The organism is Exiguobacterium sp. FSL W8-0210, from assembly GCF_038006045.1.
GTDB lineage: Bacteria > Bacillota > Bacilli > Exiguobacteriales > Exiguobacteriaceae > Exiguobacterium_A.
In genome coordinates this window covers 2932076-2948842 of the sequence record NZ_JBBOUK010000001.1, presented here as the reverse complement: position 1 = coordinate 2948842, position 16767 = coordinate 2932076, and the positions used below count along the sequence as shown (strand labels likewise).

16 protein-coding genes are annotated in these 16767 nt (G+C 47.1%); 5 read left to right on the top strand and 11 right to left on the bottom strand.

Going from position 1 to position 16767, the window contains the following annotated elements:
• Positions 1 to 32: 32 nt before the first annotated feature.
• The 3 genes from MKY22_RS15315 to MKY22_RS15305 form a co-directional block, all read right to left on the bottom strand.
• Positions 33 to 806 carry a flagellar motor protein MotB gene (locus MKY22_RS15315; protein ID WP_035412064.1) on the bottom strand — a complete coding sequence of 258 codons (774 nt, stop codon included), beginning with the start codon at positions 804 to 806 and terminating at the stop codon, positions 33 to 35.
• Positions 781 to 1566 carry a flagellar motor stator protein MotA gene (gene motA / locus MKY22_RS15310; protein ID WP_035412066.1) on the bottom strand — a complete coding sequence of 262 codons (786 nt, stop codon included), beginning with the start codon at positions 1564 to 1566 and terminating at the stop codon, positions 781 to 783. Before motA ends, MKY22_RS15315 begins: the two co-directional genes overlap by 26 nt.
• A gap of 98 nt (positions 1567 to 1664) precedes the next feature.
• Entirely contained in the window at positions 1665 to 1904 is a 240-nt protein-coding gene (locus MKY22_RS15305) for a hypothetical protein (RefSeq protein ID WP_023469697.1), read from the bottom strand.
• A 159-nt stretch (positions 1905 to 2063) separates the two neighbouring features.
• Here MKY22_RS15305 and MKY22_RS15300 point away from each other — a divergent pair, with 159 nt between their 5' ends.
• Positions 2064 to 3455: a TrkH family potassium uptake protein gene (locus MKY22_RS15300; RefSeq protein WP_341089757.1), complete on the top strand. Its 1392-nt coding sequence runs from the start codon at positions 2064 to 2066 to the stop codon at positions 3453 to 3455.
• Positions 3456 to 3506: 51 nt separating this feature from the next.
• On the opposite strand, the gene MKY22_RS15295 is transcribed toward MKY22_RS15300, so the two are convergent.
• The 3 genes from MKY22_RS15295 to MKY22_RS15285 all read right to left on the bottom strand — a co-directional run bounded on the left by MKY22_RS15295 (position 3507) and on the right by MKY22_RS15285 (position 7777).
• Positions 3507 to 4556, bottom strand: coding sequence for an SDR family oxidoreductase (locus MKY22_RS15295; RefSeq protein WP_341089755.1), 1050 nt, complete (start codon positions 4554 to 4556; stop codon positions 3507 to 3509).
• Positions 4557 to 4570: 14 nt separating this feature from the next.
• On the bottom strand, positions 4571 to 6706 hold the full coding sequence (locus MKY22_RS15290; protein WP_341089753.1) for an ATP-binding protein: 2136 nt from the start codon (positions 6704 to 6706) through the stop codon (positions 4571 to 4573).
• A gap of 132 nt (positions 6707 to 6838) precedes the next feature.
• Positions 6839 to 7777, bottom strand: a complete 939-nt coding sequence (locus MKY22_RS15285) for an IS30 family transposase (protein ID WP_341088793.1) — start codon at positions 7775 to 7777, stop codon at positions 6839 to 6841.
• Positions 7778 to 8067: 290 nt separating this feature from the next.
• On the opposite strand from MKY22_RS15285, the gene MKY22_RS15280 reads away from it, so the two are divergent.
• Both MKY22_RS15280 and MKY22_RS15275 read left to right on the top strand, forming a co-directional pair.
• Positions 8068 to 8454: a restriction endonuclease gene (locus tag MKY22_RS15280; protein WP_230088865.1), complete on the top strand. Its 387-nt coding sequence runs from the start codon at positions 8068 to 8070 to the stop codon at positions 8452 to 8454.
• Between the two features lie 171 nt (positions 8455 to 8625).
• Positions 8626 to 9102: a hypothetical protein gene (locus tag MKY22_RS15275; RefSeq protein WP_023469691.1), complete on the top strand. Its 477-nt coding sequence runs from the start codon at positions 8626 to 8628 to the stop codon at positions 9100 to 9102.
• 45 nt (positions 9103 to 9147) lie between these two features.
• Here MKY22_RS15275 and MKY22_RS15270 read toward each other — a convergent pair whose 3' ends face one another.
• Positions 9148 to 9771 (bottom strand): DUF1836 domain-containing protein, encoded by a 624-nt coding sequence (locus MKY22_RS15270; protein ID WP_149428005.1) that lies wholly within the window; start codon positions 9769 to 9771, stop codon positions 9148 to 9150.
• A 115-nt stretch (positions 9772 to 9886) separates the two neighbouring features.
• Between MKY22_RS15270 and MKY22_RS15265 the strand changes: the two genes are divergently transcribed.
• On the top strand, positions 9887 to 10534 hold the full coding sequence (locus MKY22_RS15265) for a diacylglycerol/polyprenol kinase family protein (protein ID WP_087681632.1): 648 nt from the start codon (positions 9887 to 9889) through the stop codon (positions 10532 to 10534).
• A gap of 3 nt (positions 10535 to 10537) precedes the next feature.
• Here the strand turns inward: MKY22_RS15265 and MKY22_RS15260 are convergent, their stop codons facing one another.
• The 3 genes from MKY22_RS15260 to MKY22_RS15250 form a co-directional block, all read right to left on the bottom strand.
• Positions 10538 to 11398, bottom strand: a complete 861-nt coding sequence (locus MKY22_RS15260) for a tetratricopeptide repeat protein (protein ID WP_341089742.1) — start codon at positions 11396 to 11398, stop codon at positions 10538 to 10540.
• A 173-nt stretch (positions 11399 to 11571) separates the two neighbouring features.
• Positions 11572 to 12696, bottom strand: a complete 1125-nt coding sequence (gene ald / locus MKY22_RS15255; RefSeq protein WP_023469687.1) for an alanine dehydrogenase — start codon at positions 12694 to 12696, stop codon at positions 11572 to 11574.
• Positions 12697 to 12817: 121 nt separating this feature from the next.
• Positions 12818 to 14035, bottom strand: a complete 1218-nt coding sequence (locus MKY22_RS15250) for a PucR family transcriptional regulator (protein WP_035395605.1) — start codon at positions 14033 to 14035, stop codon at positions 12818 to 12820.
• 144 nt (positions 14036 to 14179) lie between these two features.
• On the opposite strand from MKY22_RS15250, the gene MKY22_RS15245 reads away from it, so the two are divergent.
• The gene (locus MKY22_RS15245) at positions 14180 to 15556 is read left to right on the top strand and encodes an alanine/glycine:cation symporter family protein (RefSeq protein ID WP_341089738.1); all 1377 of its coding nucleotides are present in this window, start codon (positions 14180 to 14182) and stop codon (positions 15554 to 15556) included.
• 268 nt (positions 15557 to 15824) lie between these two features.
• Here the strand turns inward: MKY22_RS15245 and MKY22_RS15240 are convergent, their stop codons facing one another.
• A complete protein-coding gene (locus MKY22_RS15240) occupies positions 15825 to 16682 on the bottom strand; it encodes a sulfite exporter TauE/SafE family protein (RefSeq protein WP_050678439.1) in 858 nt (285 codons plus the stop codon).
• Positions 16683 to 16767 lie beyond the last annotated feature (85 nt).

Below are 16767 nucleotides of genomic sequence, written 5' to 3'. Positions count from 1 at the left end.
CCTTCGTGGTAACCAACCACGAAGGATCTTTTTTACGTGCCGGACTTAACTTTCGTTTCGTCGAGTACGTTTGCTTTTAAGTCGATCAATGGTCGAATCAATACCTCGACACGTCGATTCTGACTACGACCGGCTTCTGTTTGATTGGACGCAATCGGTTGGAACTCTCCGTAACCGCTGACAGTAAACCGTTTTGGTTCGAGCTTTGGATTGCGTTGTAAGGCACGCATGAAACTGATCGCCCGGTCTGCACTGAGTTCCCAGTTTGATGGATACTGTGCCGTATTGATTGGGATATTATCCGTATGACCGGAGACTTGAATCTGACGTTGTCCTGCCTTGACGAGTAGTGCACTCATGCCTTCTGCGATTTGAAGCGAGCGTCCTCTTACTTCTGCTTGAGCTGGCGAGAAGAGGGCTCGGTCACGAATCGTGAAGACAAGTCCTTCATTTGTAATTTCCACCTTGATGTCTTTTTCGAGCTGTTCATTTTTGATATATTTGTTTGCTTCGTCTTTAATCTTCTCGAGTTCTGCGATTTCATAGCTTTGTGCCTTCGTTCGTGCGTCGAGTTTTTTCGAATCCTCTTCTTCTTGAGTGGAGAGCGAGCTGTTCGTAATCATCCCTGAACCACCATTGAAGACGGAGCTAAACGACTGGGACATCGCTTTTAGCTTGACGGCATCGACATTACTCGAAGCAAAAAGAACGATGAAGAGTGCTAGAAGTAAGGTCAATAAGTCGGCGTAGGGAATCAACCAGCCTTCGGAGATATGTTCGTCATGCGGCTTCTTTTTCCGCTTCATAGTTCGCACGCTCCTTCGGTGTCAGGTACACGAGTAGCTTATCTTCTAAGTTTTTTGGTGATTCACCGTTTTGGATCGACAGAATGCCTTCGATCATCATCTCGTACAGTTGAATCTCGCTCGCTGATTTTTGCTTCAGTTTCGTTGCGAACGGGAACCACAGGACATACCCGGTGAAAATCCCGAACAGCGTCGCGATGAAGGCACCTGAGATCGCATGACCTAATTTTTCAATATCCGACAGATCGGATAAAGCGGCAACAAGACCGACGACGGCACCGAGAACCCCAAGGGTCGGAGCGTAAGTTCCAGCTTGCGTGAAGATGTTTGCATTGGCATGATGCCGTTCCGTCATGTTTTCGAGGTCGCGCGTCATGACGTCCTCGACATATTCAGATGGCTGCCCATCGATGACCATCATGACACCACGCTTCATGAACGCATTGTCGACTTCTTCTAAAGCTGCTTCTAATGACAGCAGTCCTTCTTTCCGTGCTTGCGTCGAAAGTGTCAGAAACTGTCCGAGTAAGACTTGTTTCGTCATTAATTTTTGTTCGAAAAAGATGACTTTAAACAGTGCCGGTAGTACCTTTAGGCGTTCCTTCGGGAAGGAAATCATGATGGCAGCGGCTGTCCCGACAAAGATGATGACGAGGGCTGCAGGGTTAAGTAGGGCGACTGGAGGCGCACCTTTTAAGATCATTCCTCCGATCAATGTGATAAGACCTAGTATGATCCCGATTATCGACACGATATCCATGATTGATGTGTGCCACCTTTCTGTATGTAATGCGTATAAGAACGAAAAATAAAAGAGCAGAAGACACTTCTTCTGCTCGGAAATCCAAAAACCGAGAATCAAGCGCCGTTTTCATCGATTAGCATTTGAATGCTTTCGTTTCGTTCGTCACGCTCTATATCGGTCAGTACGTCGTATTTTTTTAACACTTGATACAATTCATTTAGAATCGGTTGCTCCAAATGTAGTGACAAGAGTTCCTCAAATTGATAATACAATTGCGCAGGCATCCATTGTGATTGCCGTTCCAGCCTTCGCCAGACATCCTCAATCGAATGATCAGCCGTCTTAGGGTCCACTGTTTCCCTCAACCTCCTTTAATGATTACACGTCCACTTTTATCTAGTTTACCAAAAAAATAAGAAAACGTTTAGTCGATTGCATATTTCGATAGAACTTCTTAATTCGAGGGAGTATGATAAAGACAATTCTGTCTGAAAAAATCTAGGGGGAGTAAGATGTTCTCGCATAAAAGACGTTCACCACTGGCACGTTTTGGTCGTGTGGGTGAATTGATGTACCATCAGTTGTTCGATAAACCGGCACGCTTCATCGCGACGGGTTTCACATTGACGATTTTGCTAGGTGGTTTTTTGTTGTGGTTGCCTATTTCGCAACAGGAGGGGCAAGATATCTCCTTCATCGATTGTTTGTTCGTCGCGACTTCTGCCGGAACCGTTACCGGTCTCTCGACGATTAATATCGCGGAAGCCTTTAATCTGTTCGGGCAACTTATCATGATGCTCTTGATTCAGGTAGGAGGGCTCGGCTTCATGACGATTGCGCTCGTCTTACTGAGCGTGACAGGGCGAAAGATCGGAATTCGTCAGCGCATCATCATCCAAGAGATGTTCAACCTCGATAGCCCAGGGGGAACGATTCGTCTTGTTCGAAATATCATCGTCACGACAGTCCTTGTCGAAATCGTTGGTATGTTCTTGATTGCGCTCGATTTGTTCATTCAATACAAATATAGCTTTGGGAAAGCACTTTACTACGGTTTGTTCCACGCCGTATCTGCCTTTAACAATGCAGGGTTCGCACTTTGGGGCGATAACTTGATTGGTTTCCAACAAGATACGACGTTCATCCTGACGATCGCGGCGCTCTTGATGATTGGTGGATTAGGCTTTACGGTCATTGCTGACATCGCGGGAAAACGAAGCTTCAAAAAAATCTCTCTGCACTCGAAATTGATGGTGCTGTCGTTATTCGTCATCAATGGACTGGGTGTCTTAGCGATGATGCTCTATGAATGGGTGTCTCACTTAGGTTCATTACGCGACGAGTCGTTCTTTCATGCACTTCATATCGTATTCTTCCAAGTCGTCACGACACGGACGGCTGGTTTCCAGACAATCGACTTAACGACGATGGTGCCGCTCTCGATCGGCTTGATGATGGTCTTGATGTACATCGGAGCAGGTTCCGCGTCGACAGGCTCCGGGATCAAGGTCACGACGGCGGCAGTTATCTTAAAGAATGTCTGGACGTATCTACGCGGACAGCGTGAGACCGTGCTGATGCGACGGACGGTGCAAGCACAGGCAATCCAAAAAGCGTACGCGATTGCTGTCTTCAGTTTATTGTTCATCGCTTTAATTACGACGCTCCTTGCGTTGACCCAGCCGAACATTTCCTTTATTGGTTTATTCTTTGAGACGGTCTCGGCATTTGGAACAGTCGGTCTTTCTTTGAACGTAACAGCTGAGCTCAATAGCTTTGGTAAGTTTTTGATCATGTTCATGATGTTACTCGGACGTGTCGGCTCCTTGACGATTCTGTTCACGTTCGCGACGCAACGAGATCGAACGATTCGTTATCCAAAAGAGAATATGTTGATCGGGTAACCGATGAAAAAGTCCAATCGACTTCCCTTGAGGAAGAACGATTGGACTTTTTTAGTGTGTCGCGTGTGTTTGGTAATAATGGACGAGCCGAGGCATCGTTTCTGTTAGGTCCGGACAAATGATTCCGGTATCTCGTAAATCACGTAAGACCTGTGTCGTATCGTATTGAACGGGATGGATGAAATAATCGAGTGTCTGACGTTGCATCTGGAGTCGTTTTGCGACGGTGGATGTCAACGCTGTACTGATGAGCCGAAATGGTACGATACCACGCGGGTAACGTCCATAATAGGCGACATGTAACATCTCGAAAATCGCGCGTGCGCCATGTGGAAATGGATCCGTCAGATGATATGTCTTATTTTTTCCGACGGGTGCATGACTGAGATAAGCAGTCGCTTCAATGACATAATCATATGGCACGAGATTGACGAGCGCGTTTGCTCGACCAGGATACGGAAGAGGAGCAAAGGATTGCAGGAGACGCATCGCGTTCAAAACAAAATAAACACCATCCCATTTCGGTGTTTCACCTGTTTCAGAATGTCCAACGACGATGCCGAGGCGGATGATTGTATAGGGAATCGTTCCGAGTTCTTTGCGTAAGCGCACTTCAGCAAGGTATTTTGTTTCTTCGTAAGCATTTTTAAAGCGACTTGCCTGTAATTCCTCTTCGAGAATCGTGCCGGAGCGCAGACCGGAGACATACGCTGTACTGAAGTAGATGTAGCGTTCTAAAGCACGGCACGTGTGGGCAAACTGTGTCACGTTCGCGGTACCGATGACATTGATCCGAAAGGCAGGTTCATATGCCGTAGCTAAATCGTATAGCGCAGCAAGATGAAAGATATGTGTGACCTCTTGTTGCAGGATCATCCGTATATCAGACGATAAAGCAAGCTGTTCGACCGTGATATCGCCTTCGTGCAATACAAGTTGCTCCGATCGTAAGGATGTACGTTCTAGAAGATCCTGGCGTCGCTTAACAGCTGCGTTTCGTTCTGACGATAAATGAAGCAAATGAAAACAAGCGATTTGGTCCGGAACACGTGCCAGTTGTTCGATCAGTTTGGTCGCTAAAAAACCGGGGAAACCTGTCATGAAATAGGTCCGCATCAATTCCATTCCTTTCTTGGATCACGTTCGAGTACAACGGTGAAAGTCGAACCATCATTGATTTCTGATTCAACGGAAATCGCACCTCCGTGCGATTCGATGATTTCCTTACAGATGGCAAGTCCGAGACCGGTTCCGCCGATTTTCCGGATGTCTGAGTTATCGACCCGGTAAAATTTCGTAAAGAGCTTTTCAAAAGCATTTTGTGGAATACCGAGCCCGTGATCCGTCACAGAGAACGTTGCTTGTTCCGGATTGGCTGAAAGAATGACTCGAATATGATCCGCCTGTGGAGAATACTTAATGGCGTTCGAAAGCAAGTTCAAGATCACCTGCTTGATTTTGTGCTCGTCCGCAAAAATCAGAACAGGATCCTCTGGTAGTTCTAGATCAATCCGATGCGTCTCGACGGTTTCGCCATAGGCATCGACGGTTGATGCAAGAAGATCGCGTAACGAGAACGACGTGAAGGTATACTCCTGTTTTCCACCTTCTAGACGCTGAATGTCTAAAAACTCATTTAATAGCGTCGTCAAGCGTTTTGTCTCTTCGTGGACGATCTCAACATACCGTTCGATTCGATCAGCCGATTGTTTTTTATATCGTAGTAATTCCATATAGCCAAGAATGGAGGACAGCGGCGTACGCAACTCATGCGATACTGTACTGACGAGTTCGTCCTTTACTTGATCCATCTTTGCTTCCTCTGTCCGATCACGGAAAACAAATAGGAAGCCATGACGAGAAATGCGGCTCTTCTCCTTTTTGATCGCAGTCGCATAAAATTCGAAATAAAGTGGACTGGACTCATTTGGTCGCTGTAACGTGAAACGAAACGATAGTTCAGAATGTTTTCCGGCGAGTAATTCTTCTACTTGTCGGAGCATCTCGAATCGAGTGTTCAAATCGAGATTCGGAATCAGACTGATTCGTTCTTGAATCTTACTTGGTGCAATGCCTGGGACATCGAGTAATTTGCGTGCTTTGACGTTCATGAAGATGAAACTCCCATCCTCTTCTGTCAGTAGGAACCCTTCATTGGATGCCTGAAGAATCGATTGTGTGATATCACGCTGACGCATGATGGCATTTTTTTCGCGTTCAAGCATTTTCTCAATCTTTTTTCGTTCTGTAATATCACGAACGACGGCGACACGCATCCGGATGTTGTTGTAGATGATTTCACGCGGAAACACTTCGATTTCGGCAGAAGTTCCGTCGGCACGTTGACCGAGGACTTCGTACGGTTCTTCTCGATGCTCCTCGATGCGTTGCAAGACACGCGCGTGATGATCCGGATGAATCAATTCAAGCGTCGTCTTGCCTTTCATTTTCTCGAGTTTCGTCCGGAAAATGACTTCTGCTGCGCGATTGGCATCGATGATGATTCCGTGGTCATGAAAGATAACGGCTTCAACGACGGATTCCGAGAAGAGTCGGAAGCGGCGTTCGCTTTTTGTCAGATGCCATTCGATTTGTTTTTGCGGTGTGATGTCCTGAATGAGCAGGAAGTACGTATCGTTTGGCAACCGTGTCATATAAAGGCGTCCATGGAACGTTGAGCCATCCAAGCGATGATAGGTCCATTCATTTTCGGCTTCCCGTCCATGCAGTAAAAACAGTTGCGCGTCCGATAAGTCTTTTAAGTTCAATTGTTCGAGATGTTGACGGCGGGTAGCGATTTCCTTCGCATCATGTAGAACCGTCGCTTGGAGACCAATGATGTCTTCGGCATGCTCGAAACGGAATAAGGTGCTTGCCACTTCGTTACAAGTTTGAATCCGAAACTCCGAGTCGGTGATGAATAGAGCGGTATCTAGTGTTGAATTGAATAAGTCCTCGATTTTCAGGGGAGCGACATGGACAAGAAAATAGTCCGTTGCTTCAATCGCTGTGACTGTTAATTGATGTGTCGTTGAAATGACGGCTTCCTTCTGTAATGGAAAGAAATCATCCGTGATGGGAAACAGCTCCTGAACGGTTTCGATATTCGGAGTGTTCATGAACTGGTGTTGAAACGCGTCATTATGAAATTGAATCCTTCCATTTGCATCGATAAGAAGAACGGGGTCTTTCATAGCACGTAACGTCGCGTGAATGATTCGTAGCGATGAAGGAGATGAATGTTCTGCCATGAGCTACCTCCTGACTGGTCTTCGACCATGGATTTTAAGACAGTCTTTCCTCGTTAGTTTACTTCTGCAAGACGAGTCGTGTTTCCTGTTGAAGGAAGCAACCGACGAAGAATTTTAGTATAGGACGGTTTGTCAAATTAAGCGCAACACTTCTTCGGAAAAGACCTCGTATGCAGTTTTCCAATCCAAACACTTTCGTGGTCGATTGTTGATTCTAGAAAGTGCGTGATCTAATTCTGTCTTGTTGATCATTCCGAAGTTGGTTCCCTTTGGGAAGAACTCACGGAGAAGACCATTGGCATTCTCATTGCTGCCACGTTGCCATGAAGAATAGGGGTCCGCGAAGTACATCGGGATACCAAGAGAGTCCTGTATCCGTTCGTGACAGCTGAACTCCTTACCGCGATCCGTCGTCATGGTTTGAAACGTTCCCGATGGGAAAGAAGAATAAAGCGTTCGGATGGCGTGTTCCATCGAGTGAGAAGAACGATCGACCATCGGTAGTACGATATAGAACCGACTTTTACGTTCGATGAATGTCGCGACACATGCCTTTGTCTGTCCTCGTCCTGATACAACAGTATCCAACTCCCAGTGCCCGAACGTCTCTCGACCCCGGACGTCCGACGGACGTTTACTGATCGGAAGCCCGATGTTGAAGCGACCTCTTGTCTCACGTGGCTTTTGGCGCTTTCCTTTTTGTCGTAAAACGCCTAAATCGCTCTTGATGAATCCTTTATATATCCATCGATAGATTGTACTGTACGATGGTCCCTGTTTGTGAAAGAGCCGTCTTGCGATCTGTTCGGGAGACCATGTCTCTCGCAGTTTCGAAAGGATACGTGAGCCAAGCGAAGCGCTGAACAGCGTGCGTGCTCCACAATTCTTTTTTTGCATCTCATAACGCCGCCCAGCGTTGATCGCATTGTAGGAAGGATTCCGTTTTAGCTCACGTGAAATCGTAGACGGCTGTCGTCCGAGATGCTGAGCGATCTTTCGCATTGAAAATCCAAGCTCTAGATAAGTTTCTATTTTGACTCTTTCTGATGTGGTAAGATGAACATAGCTCATAACGAATCCTCCGTTGAATTTTGTGTGGTAACTCTATTCTACACGAGGTCGTTATGGGTTTTTTTGTGTTTTCAGCTAGGTGTTGCACTTAATATTACAATTCGTCATAGTGAAAAAAAGGTCACGACGAAGTAGAGGGGAAAAGCACGATGAAACGATTAAAACGAAAACGATTGTTACTAGCAGCTTTGTTTGCAATGATAGGAATTTTCGGAACTTATTTTTTTTCGAGTTCTTGGGAACCTTTAATCTTAATCATCAGTATATTAGGGTGTATCCTTTTTCTTCTTTTGTCCATTTTAACGCCGTCGCTTGAAAAACGACTCGATCGAATGGAAGGACGAGAATTTGAAGAATGGCTTGCCGATTTATTTGAAACAGCAGGATATCGGGTCGAGTTGACACCTGCTTCACGCGACTTCGGAGCAGATTTGTTGATAGAGGATGAACGAGGGTATAAGATTGCCATCCAGGCAAAGCGATATAGTGCGGCTGTAGGGCTCGAAGCGGTTCAACAGGTCGCTGCCTCGGTTCCATTCTACGGGATGGACGAGGGGTGGGTCGTTACGAATTCGACCTTTACGGAAGCTGCGTATCAGCTAGCGGAACCAAATCAGGTTCGCCTCATTGATCGGGAAGAATTGCTCGCATTTGCAAAGGAGATGAACCTGCATTGAACATGTCGAATGATTGTCGACAAAAGGGGGTTGTCAATTTGGAGAAACGGTGCAATAATCATTTTCGTTAACGAAATATCATACAGATAAAGAAAGTTAAACTATACAGGATGTCTAAATAAACTGGGGACGAAAAACCAGCACGTTTTAGCAGTGAGAGGAGAATTTCTGTTGCGCAAAGTTGTCTATGTGCAGGGTTGCGTTTTTTCGCAAGGTCATGCCGCGATTTATGATGAAGCGCACCAAATGATCGGTGCGGTTCAACACGACGAGAATGGTCGTGTTCAAGTAATGAATGGTGAAGGTAGAGGGGTAGCGTTTGGTAAGTTCATTCCGACGTGTAAGAAGTGGGTCGTGATGAACCATGATGGACAAGAGGTAGGTCAAATGCGTGAGAAGTTTTCGCTCTTCTCGAAGAAATGTGAGTACAACGTGTATGAGCGTGGTACATTCACGATTTCCTTCGACCTGACAAAAGGAAAATTCTCCGTACGGAGTGCAGCTGGAGAAGTCGTTGCGGAATTGTTGCAAGACGGTGATGAGTACCGTCTCGTCAAGGATGCGGACAAACTCTCGATGTACGAACTACTCTCTGTCTTGAAAAGTCTGACGAACAACGTCCACTATAAATCACTGACAGCCGTCTAAATAAAAAAAGATGCCTTCCATGACATGGATGGCATCTTTTTTTCATCATGTCGTTTGCAGAACATGATGGAGACGTTGTTTCGCTTCGTGCGTCAAATGCGATACACGACGGGCATAGAGACACAGTTGGAGAACGTGGACAGTTTCAGGGCGGTAAGCGTTAATACGCTCGAGCGAGCGTCTGAGACGCTTCTCCGTTAATTCGATCGGACCACTTGTTTCTGCGTGTTGCGTATAGACGAGATAAAAATTAAGCGGACTGATTAAATCATCCTCATCAATATTCGGATTCTTGAAGACGATCGTCAGCAGTTCCCGTGTTTCTTCTAACGAGAAGAGGTGTTTTAAATCATCCAGTAGATAGATGATCGAAGCCTGATTGATCGAGTACTTCTTTCCGCGATGCGGTACGCCGATGATGTCCCGGACTTCACGTTTCGTCCAGTTCTGGATCGTCGTCGCTGACATATGTTCGCCGATCAGGGCATTTGCCAAATGAACGATTTCATTGATGGATAGACCATTTTTTAAGGGATCGAATTGTTTCAAGCGATTGATGACCTTCGGCAATTCTATGCCTTCCGTTGCGACGAGGGGTTCGATTCCTTTTCCTTCGTTCAAGCGTTGCAGACAACTTGATAATGTTTGGACTGCTTGAGCATCATACATTTCCAAAACTTCCTCTCTAGGACGTCATTTGACCTTATGTTATCAAATGAAGGTTCAATAGAGCAAATGGCAACTGAAACAACGTACAATAATAGGAAAGAAAGGGGGAATGACGATGGAATGGATAGCTGCTCTTGGCACGATTGGAATCGTCGGGCTAGTTCTCGTCATCCTGGAAGTCATTGGACGCCGTTTCGGCTTTTCTCCCGAGACGGTTCGGAAATGGATTCATATTGCTGTCGGTCACTGGGTATTTCTTGCGCTGCTCTGGCTGGATCACTGGTACGTGGCGATCGTACCGTTGTTATTCTTTGCTGTCGTGAATCTAGTGACACTACGAAAAGGAATCGGCCAGATGCACGACGTCGATCGTCCTTCTTACGGAACGGTCTATTATCCACTCGCTCTAGCGGGACTCGTCCTATTCTTCTTCGAACGACAGCCAATGGCGCTCGTTGCGGGAAGCATGGTGCTTGCTTGGGGCGACGGTCTCGCTGCTCTCGTCGGAAAACGCTATGGGAAGACGTTTTACGTCCGTGGTGAGACGAAACGATCCTTTGAAGGAAGTATCGCCCTGTTTTTGGCGTCATTCCTCGTTTTGACCGTGACGTTCTTATTTTATGGACAACCGGTTTGGCTCGCTGTCAGTTATGGCTTCTTGCTTGCGAACATCGCAGCCTTGATCGAAGCCATCTCATATCGCGATCTCGACAATTTGATCTTGCCTTGGACGATCGCGGCACTCGTTGCGTTTGCTTTTTAACGTTCAGTCGCGTAGCAACAATTGTTTGAAATAGAGAAAACGTAGTCGAATATAGTCTGGGTACGCGCGCCAACCTGCATGACGAATGGTCATATCCCGACACATGTCCCGAAAAACATGGCGATAGATCTTTTCTTCGGAATCGTCGTAAACAGCTGCGTACAAGCCGTGCTCGAGCATGTTAGAAAGGCATTCGTCGAGCTTGGCGTAGAGGGTCTCGTCGCTGTCTTCGCGCAATGTAGCATGCAGCATCTCATATTGAATGCTTTGATTGACAGAAGCTGTCGCATGAAAGACGGCGGTTTTGTCGAGATGAGGTACGCCGATGATTAACGCATAGAGTGCTTCCAACATGTCGATCGAATGACCGTCTAATTGTTGGATGGAATCAATGGCCATCAGTGTATCGATTCCAGATGCGCCAACCTTCTTTAAATATGTAAACGCATGAACGGCTGATTCCCCATAAAATTGACGATGATTGTAATGGACGGCAAGGAAACGATGTCCTGCCGGCTCTTCAGGGAACCGTGCGATGGCCGAAAGGAAAAACTGTTCTGCTTCGTGCATATACCCTTCCTCTTCACTGATGATACCGAGGAGTATATATCCTTGCACATGTTCGCCGAGTTGCTGATGTGTCTCTTCGATCAGCCGGCGCGCTTGAGTGTGTTCGTTCTTGAAATAAAGGGAATGGGCTGTAGCAATGTTGAGCAATGGATGAGATGGGACAAGAACACGTAAGCGCTCGGTTGCGGCAATACGTACGCTCTCTTCTGTATCGGATGTCAGTGCTTCGAGTAACGCGACTTCAGCGACGTGGCTCTGAAGTTCATGAGAATGGGCGGTTATGGTTTGTGTCATGTAATGAGATCCCCTCTACTAGTTCGAAATCATAAGTCTTCGTTTCTCATCATATGATAAGCCAGGTGGTGCCTCAAGAAGTAATGAAGAGATTCGCCTGGGATTCCTTCTTTTCATAAAAAATAGTCGATGGTTCCTCAAAAAGGAATCATCGACTATTTCTACTTTCAAGATCATGCGTGTAGGTGAAGCACATCTTCAACGGATTTGTACGTGTATCCGAGATCGCGTGCGACCGCTTCGTACGTGACGAATCCTTGTGCGACATTCAATCCTTTTTCGAGAGCCTCGTTTTCAGCAAGCGCACGGTGTGTGCCTTTGTTCGCGAGTTCAAGGACATACGGGAGCGTTGCGTTCGTCAATGCAAGTGTAGACGTGCGTGGAACAGCACCTGGCATGTTCGCGACTGCGTAATGAACGACACCGAATTTTTCATATGTTGGGTCATCATGCGTCGAGATACGGTCGACCGTCTCGAAGATACCACCTTGGTCGATGGCAACGTCAACGATGACAGCGCCCGGCTTCATGCGTTTGACCATATCGGCAGTGACGAGTTTCGGTGCTTTTGCACCTGGAATCAAGACAGCACCGATGACGAGATCACTCTCAGCGACCGCTTCAGCAATCGTGTATGGGTTTGAGATCAATGTGTTGATCGAGTTACCGAAGATATCATCGAGCTGACGAAGGCGTTCTGGGCTGACATCGATGATCGTGACATCCGCACCGAGACCAACCGCGAGTTTCGCAGCATTCGTTCCGACGACACCGCCGCCGATGACTGTGACTTTTCCACGACGAACCCCAGGAACACCTGCAAGCAGGATGCCCATACCACCGTGTGGTTTTTCCAAGAACTGTGCACCGATTTGCGATGCCATACGTCCTGCGACTTCACTCATTGGTGTTAACAATGGAAGCGTGCGGTTCTTTTCAACCGTCTCGTAAGCGATTGCTGTGATGTTCGAATCAACAAGTGCACGTGTCAGTTCTGGCTCAGCCGCTAAGTGAAGATACGTGAACAATGTCAGATCCGGACGGAAGTATTGGTACTCTGAAGCGATCGGCTCTTTAACTTTTAGAGCGAGTTCGGCTGTTGCCCAGACTTCAGCAGCAGTCGCGATGATTTCAGCACCTGCTTTAACGTACTCTTCGTTCGTGAAGCCACTCCCCATACCTGCCATTGATTCAATGATGACACGATGTCCTTGTGCATGTAACGCTGCTACCCCGGCAGGTGTTAATGCAACACGGTTTTCGTTGTTTTTGATTTCCTTTAATACTCCAATGATCATGTGAACGCGATCCCCTTTCGCAAATAAACAAATCAATTTCTCTTCATCTTCAGTATACGAGAAATGAAAGCGTTCTACTTTATCGGTGTTTTCAAAAACAACCGATATCCTTTGTGGAAAATCACAAAGGATATCGGTCTGCTTTTAGATACAAATAAAGTAAGGAGCGTTCAGGTAAAGATTCCATTCGAATGCCCGCTTCCTCCTCGATCCGTCGCATCCGATAGAGGATCGTATTCGGATGGACATGGAGATGGGAAGCGACTTGTTTGACGTTTCCATCATAATGAAGGAACCATTCTAGCGTCTCACATAAGGAGGAGGCATGTTTCACATCGTAAGCACGCAGCCGTTCGATTTCTTCCAAGCGAACCGTCCGCCGTCGCAGACGCTCCGAGAAAATCGGTAAGAGCTGGAATAAGCCGAGGCGTTCGTAACGGGTCACGTTCTTCAGCTCAAATGGGAAGGCGTCTTTTAGACGCAAGACAATGCCCGCTTCTTCATAGCGCTCGGGAATCGCTTGGACGCCGGTGAAGACTTCACTACTTGCTGCGACGAAGTCCGTATAATCGAACCGCTCCGCGAGCAATTGTCGAAACGACTGGATGAAGGCGTCGAACTGCAGACGCTCTTGTTCTGCGTCGCGGTCGTTTGTGCTGATCCACAAGATGAAATCTGTTTCATCATACGCGTAAAGTAACGGACGAACTGTCTGCTGAATCGTCAATAAATAGCGCAGGCGATCGGCGAGACGCGGTGTGATGGCCTCTGAAAACCGAATGACCGTCAAACGACTGATGCCAGGTGGTGCGACATGGAGTTTAGAGAACATCTTCAGGATTTCCGACTCGGATAGTTCTTCATGTAATAACTCGAAGAAAAACTGTTCCGTCTGCTCTTCCTTCCGTTTTTTCTGCATGTCGATCGCCAGTAACTGACGTTGAGCAAGTAGAGCTCCTTTCTTTAAGTCCGCTAGTTCCGAAGGAGTAAACGGCGTGCTTCGGGCAATCGACCAAATATAGCCGAGAATTTCTGAATCTTGCTTGATCGCAATGGCGACACGGTCATTCAGTCCGACATCCGTGCGTGCAGAAATAATGAGTGGATCATCTTGTGTAGCAAGGCTCTGGATGACTTCATCTTTCCAGAGTTGGTCGATGACCGATTCCGGTACCCGGCGACCAATGATCGTTGCGACACGGGCAGGGTCTGTATCCGCCGTATGCGTACTATACGCAAGAAGGCGGTGATTGCGATCTTCAATCGTAATCGGGGCATTCAAGGCAATACCGATCGCTTCCGCTAAGTCGTCTAAGGAATGATATGAAGCTTCTAACATGGGGTTTCCCTTCTTTCTCTTTCACTCGATAGTTTTAGTATATCTTCTATTGTGTAAAATCACAAAAAGTATTCTTTTGTATTGTAAGAAAACACAACTACATGCTACGGTAAGCCTCGGAAAAGAGAGAGAGGATGAAATGGCATGGAAGTATTACGTCTGATATCGGCTTGGGTCTGGGGGATTCCGAGTATGATGTTGTTGGTAGGAACAGGAGTGTACTTTACGATCCGTTTACGTGGTCTTCAGTTTCGGCGTTTAAAACAAGCGTTTCAATTATCTGTTCAAAAATCAGGGCAAGGTGAAGGTGAAATCAGTAGCTTTCAGATGTTGATGACGTCCCTCGCGGCGACAATCGGAAACGGAAACATCGCAGGGATCGCAGTCGCCTTGACGATGGGCGGACCGGGCGCAGTCTTTTGGATGTGGGTCATCGGTTTAATTGGAATGGCGACGAAATATGCAGAAAGCCTCCTTGCCATTCTCTTTAGAAGTCGAAACGAACGCGGCGAAGCCGTCAGTGGACCGATGTATTATATCGAGAAGGGACTAGGACCTAAATTTAAATTCCTCGCCATTCTGTTTGCGGTATTTGGTTTGATCGCATCATTTGGTGTTGGGAATACGGTGCAAGCGAATGCGATGGCAACGGTACTTGAGCAATCGTTCCGTGTGCCGCTGCTATTGTTCGGCATTCTGCTCGCGATTGCGGTCTATGTATCGATTCGTGGTGGACTTGAACGCGTCAGTGCGATCTCGACGATCTTTGTTCCGATCATGAGCTTACTTTATATCGGTGCCGCTTGTGTCCTTTTAATATTGAAGGCGGATCAGATTCTACCAGCCTTTGGTTTAATCTTTGAGTACGCCTTCCAGCCGCTTGCGCCAGCGGGAGCCTTCACCGGTGTATCGATCATGATGGCGATGCAAGTCGGTGTAGCACGAGGCATTTTCACGAACGAAGCAGGACTCGGGACAGCAGCCTTGATTGCAGGATCTGCGAAAAGTGAACGTCCGGTCGAGCAAGGATTGATCTCGATGACGAGTACTTTCATCGTAACCTTGATCGTCTGTACGATGACGGCACTCGTCCTTCTGACGACAGGTTTTTGGGATCCGTCAGGTGGGCTACATTCAGGTATGATGCATGATGCGAATCTTTCCGGGGCAGCACTGACAGCAACCGCCTTTGCGAGTGTTCTAGGATCATTTGGAGAATGGACGGTCGCTTTCTCCGTCTTCTTCTTCGGTTATTCAACGATCATTGGTTGGTATGTCTATGGAGAGAAGTGCTTGGAGTACTTGAGCGGTACGACACGCTTCAACGAAGGATACCGCGTGTTCTTTGCGCTCGCAGCCTGTTATGGTGCGGTCGCGCAATTAGAACCGTTGTGGCTGGTCGCAGATATTGCAAATGGATTAATGATGATTCCGAACTTGATTGGAATGTTGTTCTTGTCGCACTTAGTCATTGAACAAACGAGAGACTATGAACGAGCTGGTCACAAACGAGTGGCTTAACGGAAAAAAGCGGCTGACTCAAAAAAAGAATGACGCGTCTTTTCACGCCCTTTCCTCAGGCGAGACACAATCCAGTTTTCCTGCTTCATTTAAGCAGGAAAGCGGGTCTTGTTCGTCTCTGACAGCGCATAAATGCGCTTTTCCTGTAGGAGTGACGTGTGACGCGTCATTCTTTTTGTTACGAGATAAGGGTGGCAGATCATCAGTCTGCCACCTTTATCTTTGTAGAGACTGACTTTTGAGTCAGCCCCTTTTCTGATGAGACGATTCATCCATTCGTTCGACGACGGCTGTAGATGAGGAGTGTCAGTAAGAAAATCAAACTAAGCGCAACGAGAACGGAGAGTGAAGCGACGTTCCAGCCGATGACCTCGAGTAACACACTGACCGCAACCGTCAAATAGAAGATACCGAGGTACTTTTTGACGAACGGACTTTCGAAATGCGTCAACTGCTTCGCGCCAATCGGTGCTCCGAGCAAGGCGCCGACGATTAGCATGATACCGACGAGGATATCGATATTCGTACTCGCGACCGTATAGTTGACGAGTCCCGATAGAACGATCAGTAACGCGGAAGCAATACTCGTTCCGACCGCACGTTTCAACTCATAGCCAACGATCCCGACGAGTAACGGTGTGATGATGAATCCACCGCTGACACCGAGGAGCGAAGAGATGAATCCAGCGAACAGACCAGTGAAGGCAAGGGCAAGATATCGATTTTTCCAACCAGTCTGTTCACCGGTCGTTGCTTTCGGACGTAAGAACTTATTCGCGAAGTAGAGTAAGAGTCCGATATAAACGATTGAGATGACGAGATGGGCACCGTTGACTTCCTCTAAACGAAGGACGAGTGGTGTCGCGATCGTCGAACCGATGATTCCAACGCCCCCGACGACAAGACTATCGCGCCAGACGACATTTTTAAGGCGTAAGTGAGAAATCGTACCTGAAACCGTTGATCCGAGAGTCAACATGAGACTGGTCGCGATCGCAACGCTTGGAGCATATCCTAAAATGAGTAGTAGAGGCGTCAAGATGATACCGCCACCGATTCCGAAAAAGCCGGAGATGATTCCAATGAAAAATCCGAGGATTAAGAAATAATAAAAAGCGAGATCCATGTACAGTCTTCCTTTCTTTTTCTTCTCTATTCTTCACTTAGTATGGCAATGAACGAGAAGAATGTAAAAGGGGACGGCTCCTTCA

Coding starts and splice junctions, on each gene's coding strand:
- MKY22_RS15285 (WP_341088793.1), bottom strand. CDS start 7,777: ATGAGCTATGTTCATCTTACCACATCAGAAAGAGTCAAAATAGAAACT.
- MKY22_RS15290 (WP_341089753.1), bottom strand. CDS start 6,706: ATGGCAGAACATTCATCTCCTTCATCGCTACGAATCATTCACGCGACG.
- MKY22_RS15245 (WP_341089738.1), top strand. CDS start 14,180: ATGGAAGTATTACGTCTGATATCGGCTTGGGTCTGGGGGATTCCGAGT.
- MKY22_RS15270 (WP_149428005.1), bottom strand. CDS start 9,771: ATGTATGATGCTCAAGCAGTCCAAACATTATCAAGTTGTCTGCAACGC.
- MKY22_RS15315 (WP_035412064.1), bottom strand. CDS start 806: ATGAAGCGGAAAAAGAAGCCGCATGACGAACATATCTCCGAAGGCTGG.
- MKY22_RS15250 (WP_035395605.1), bottom strand. CDS start 14,035: ATGTTAGAAGCTTCATATCATTCCTTAGACGACTTAGCGGAAGCGATC.
- ald (WP_023469687.1), bottom strand. CDS start 12,696: ATGATCATTGGAGTATTAAAGGAAATCAAAAACAACGAAAACCGTGTT.
- MKY22_RS15265 (WP_087681632.1), top strand. CDS start 9,887: ATGGAATGGATAGCTGCTCTTGGCACGATTGGAATCGTCGGGCTAGTT.
- MKY22_RS15295 (WP_341089755.1), bottom strand. CDS start 4,556: ATGACAGGTTTCCCCGGTTTTTTAGCGACCAAACTGATCGAACAACTG.
- MKY22_RS15240 (WP_050678439.1), bottom strand. CDS start 16,682: ATGGATCTCGCTTTTTATTATTTCTTAATCCTCGGATTTTTCATTGGA.
- MKY22_RS15260 (WP_341089742.1), bottom strand. CDS start 11,398: ATGACACAAACCATAACCGCCCATTCTCATGAACTTCAGAGCCACGTC.
- MKY22_RS15300 (WP_341089757.1), top strand. CDS start 2,064: ATGTTCTCGCATAAAAGACGTTCACCACTGGCACGTTTTGGTCGTGTG.
- motA (WP_035412066.1), bottom strand. CDS start 1,566: ATGGATATCGTGTCGATAATCGGGATCATACTAGGTCTTATCACATTG.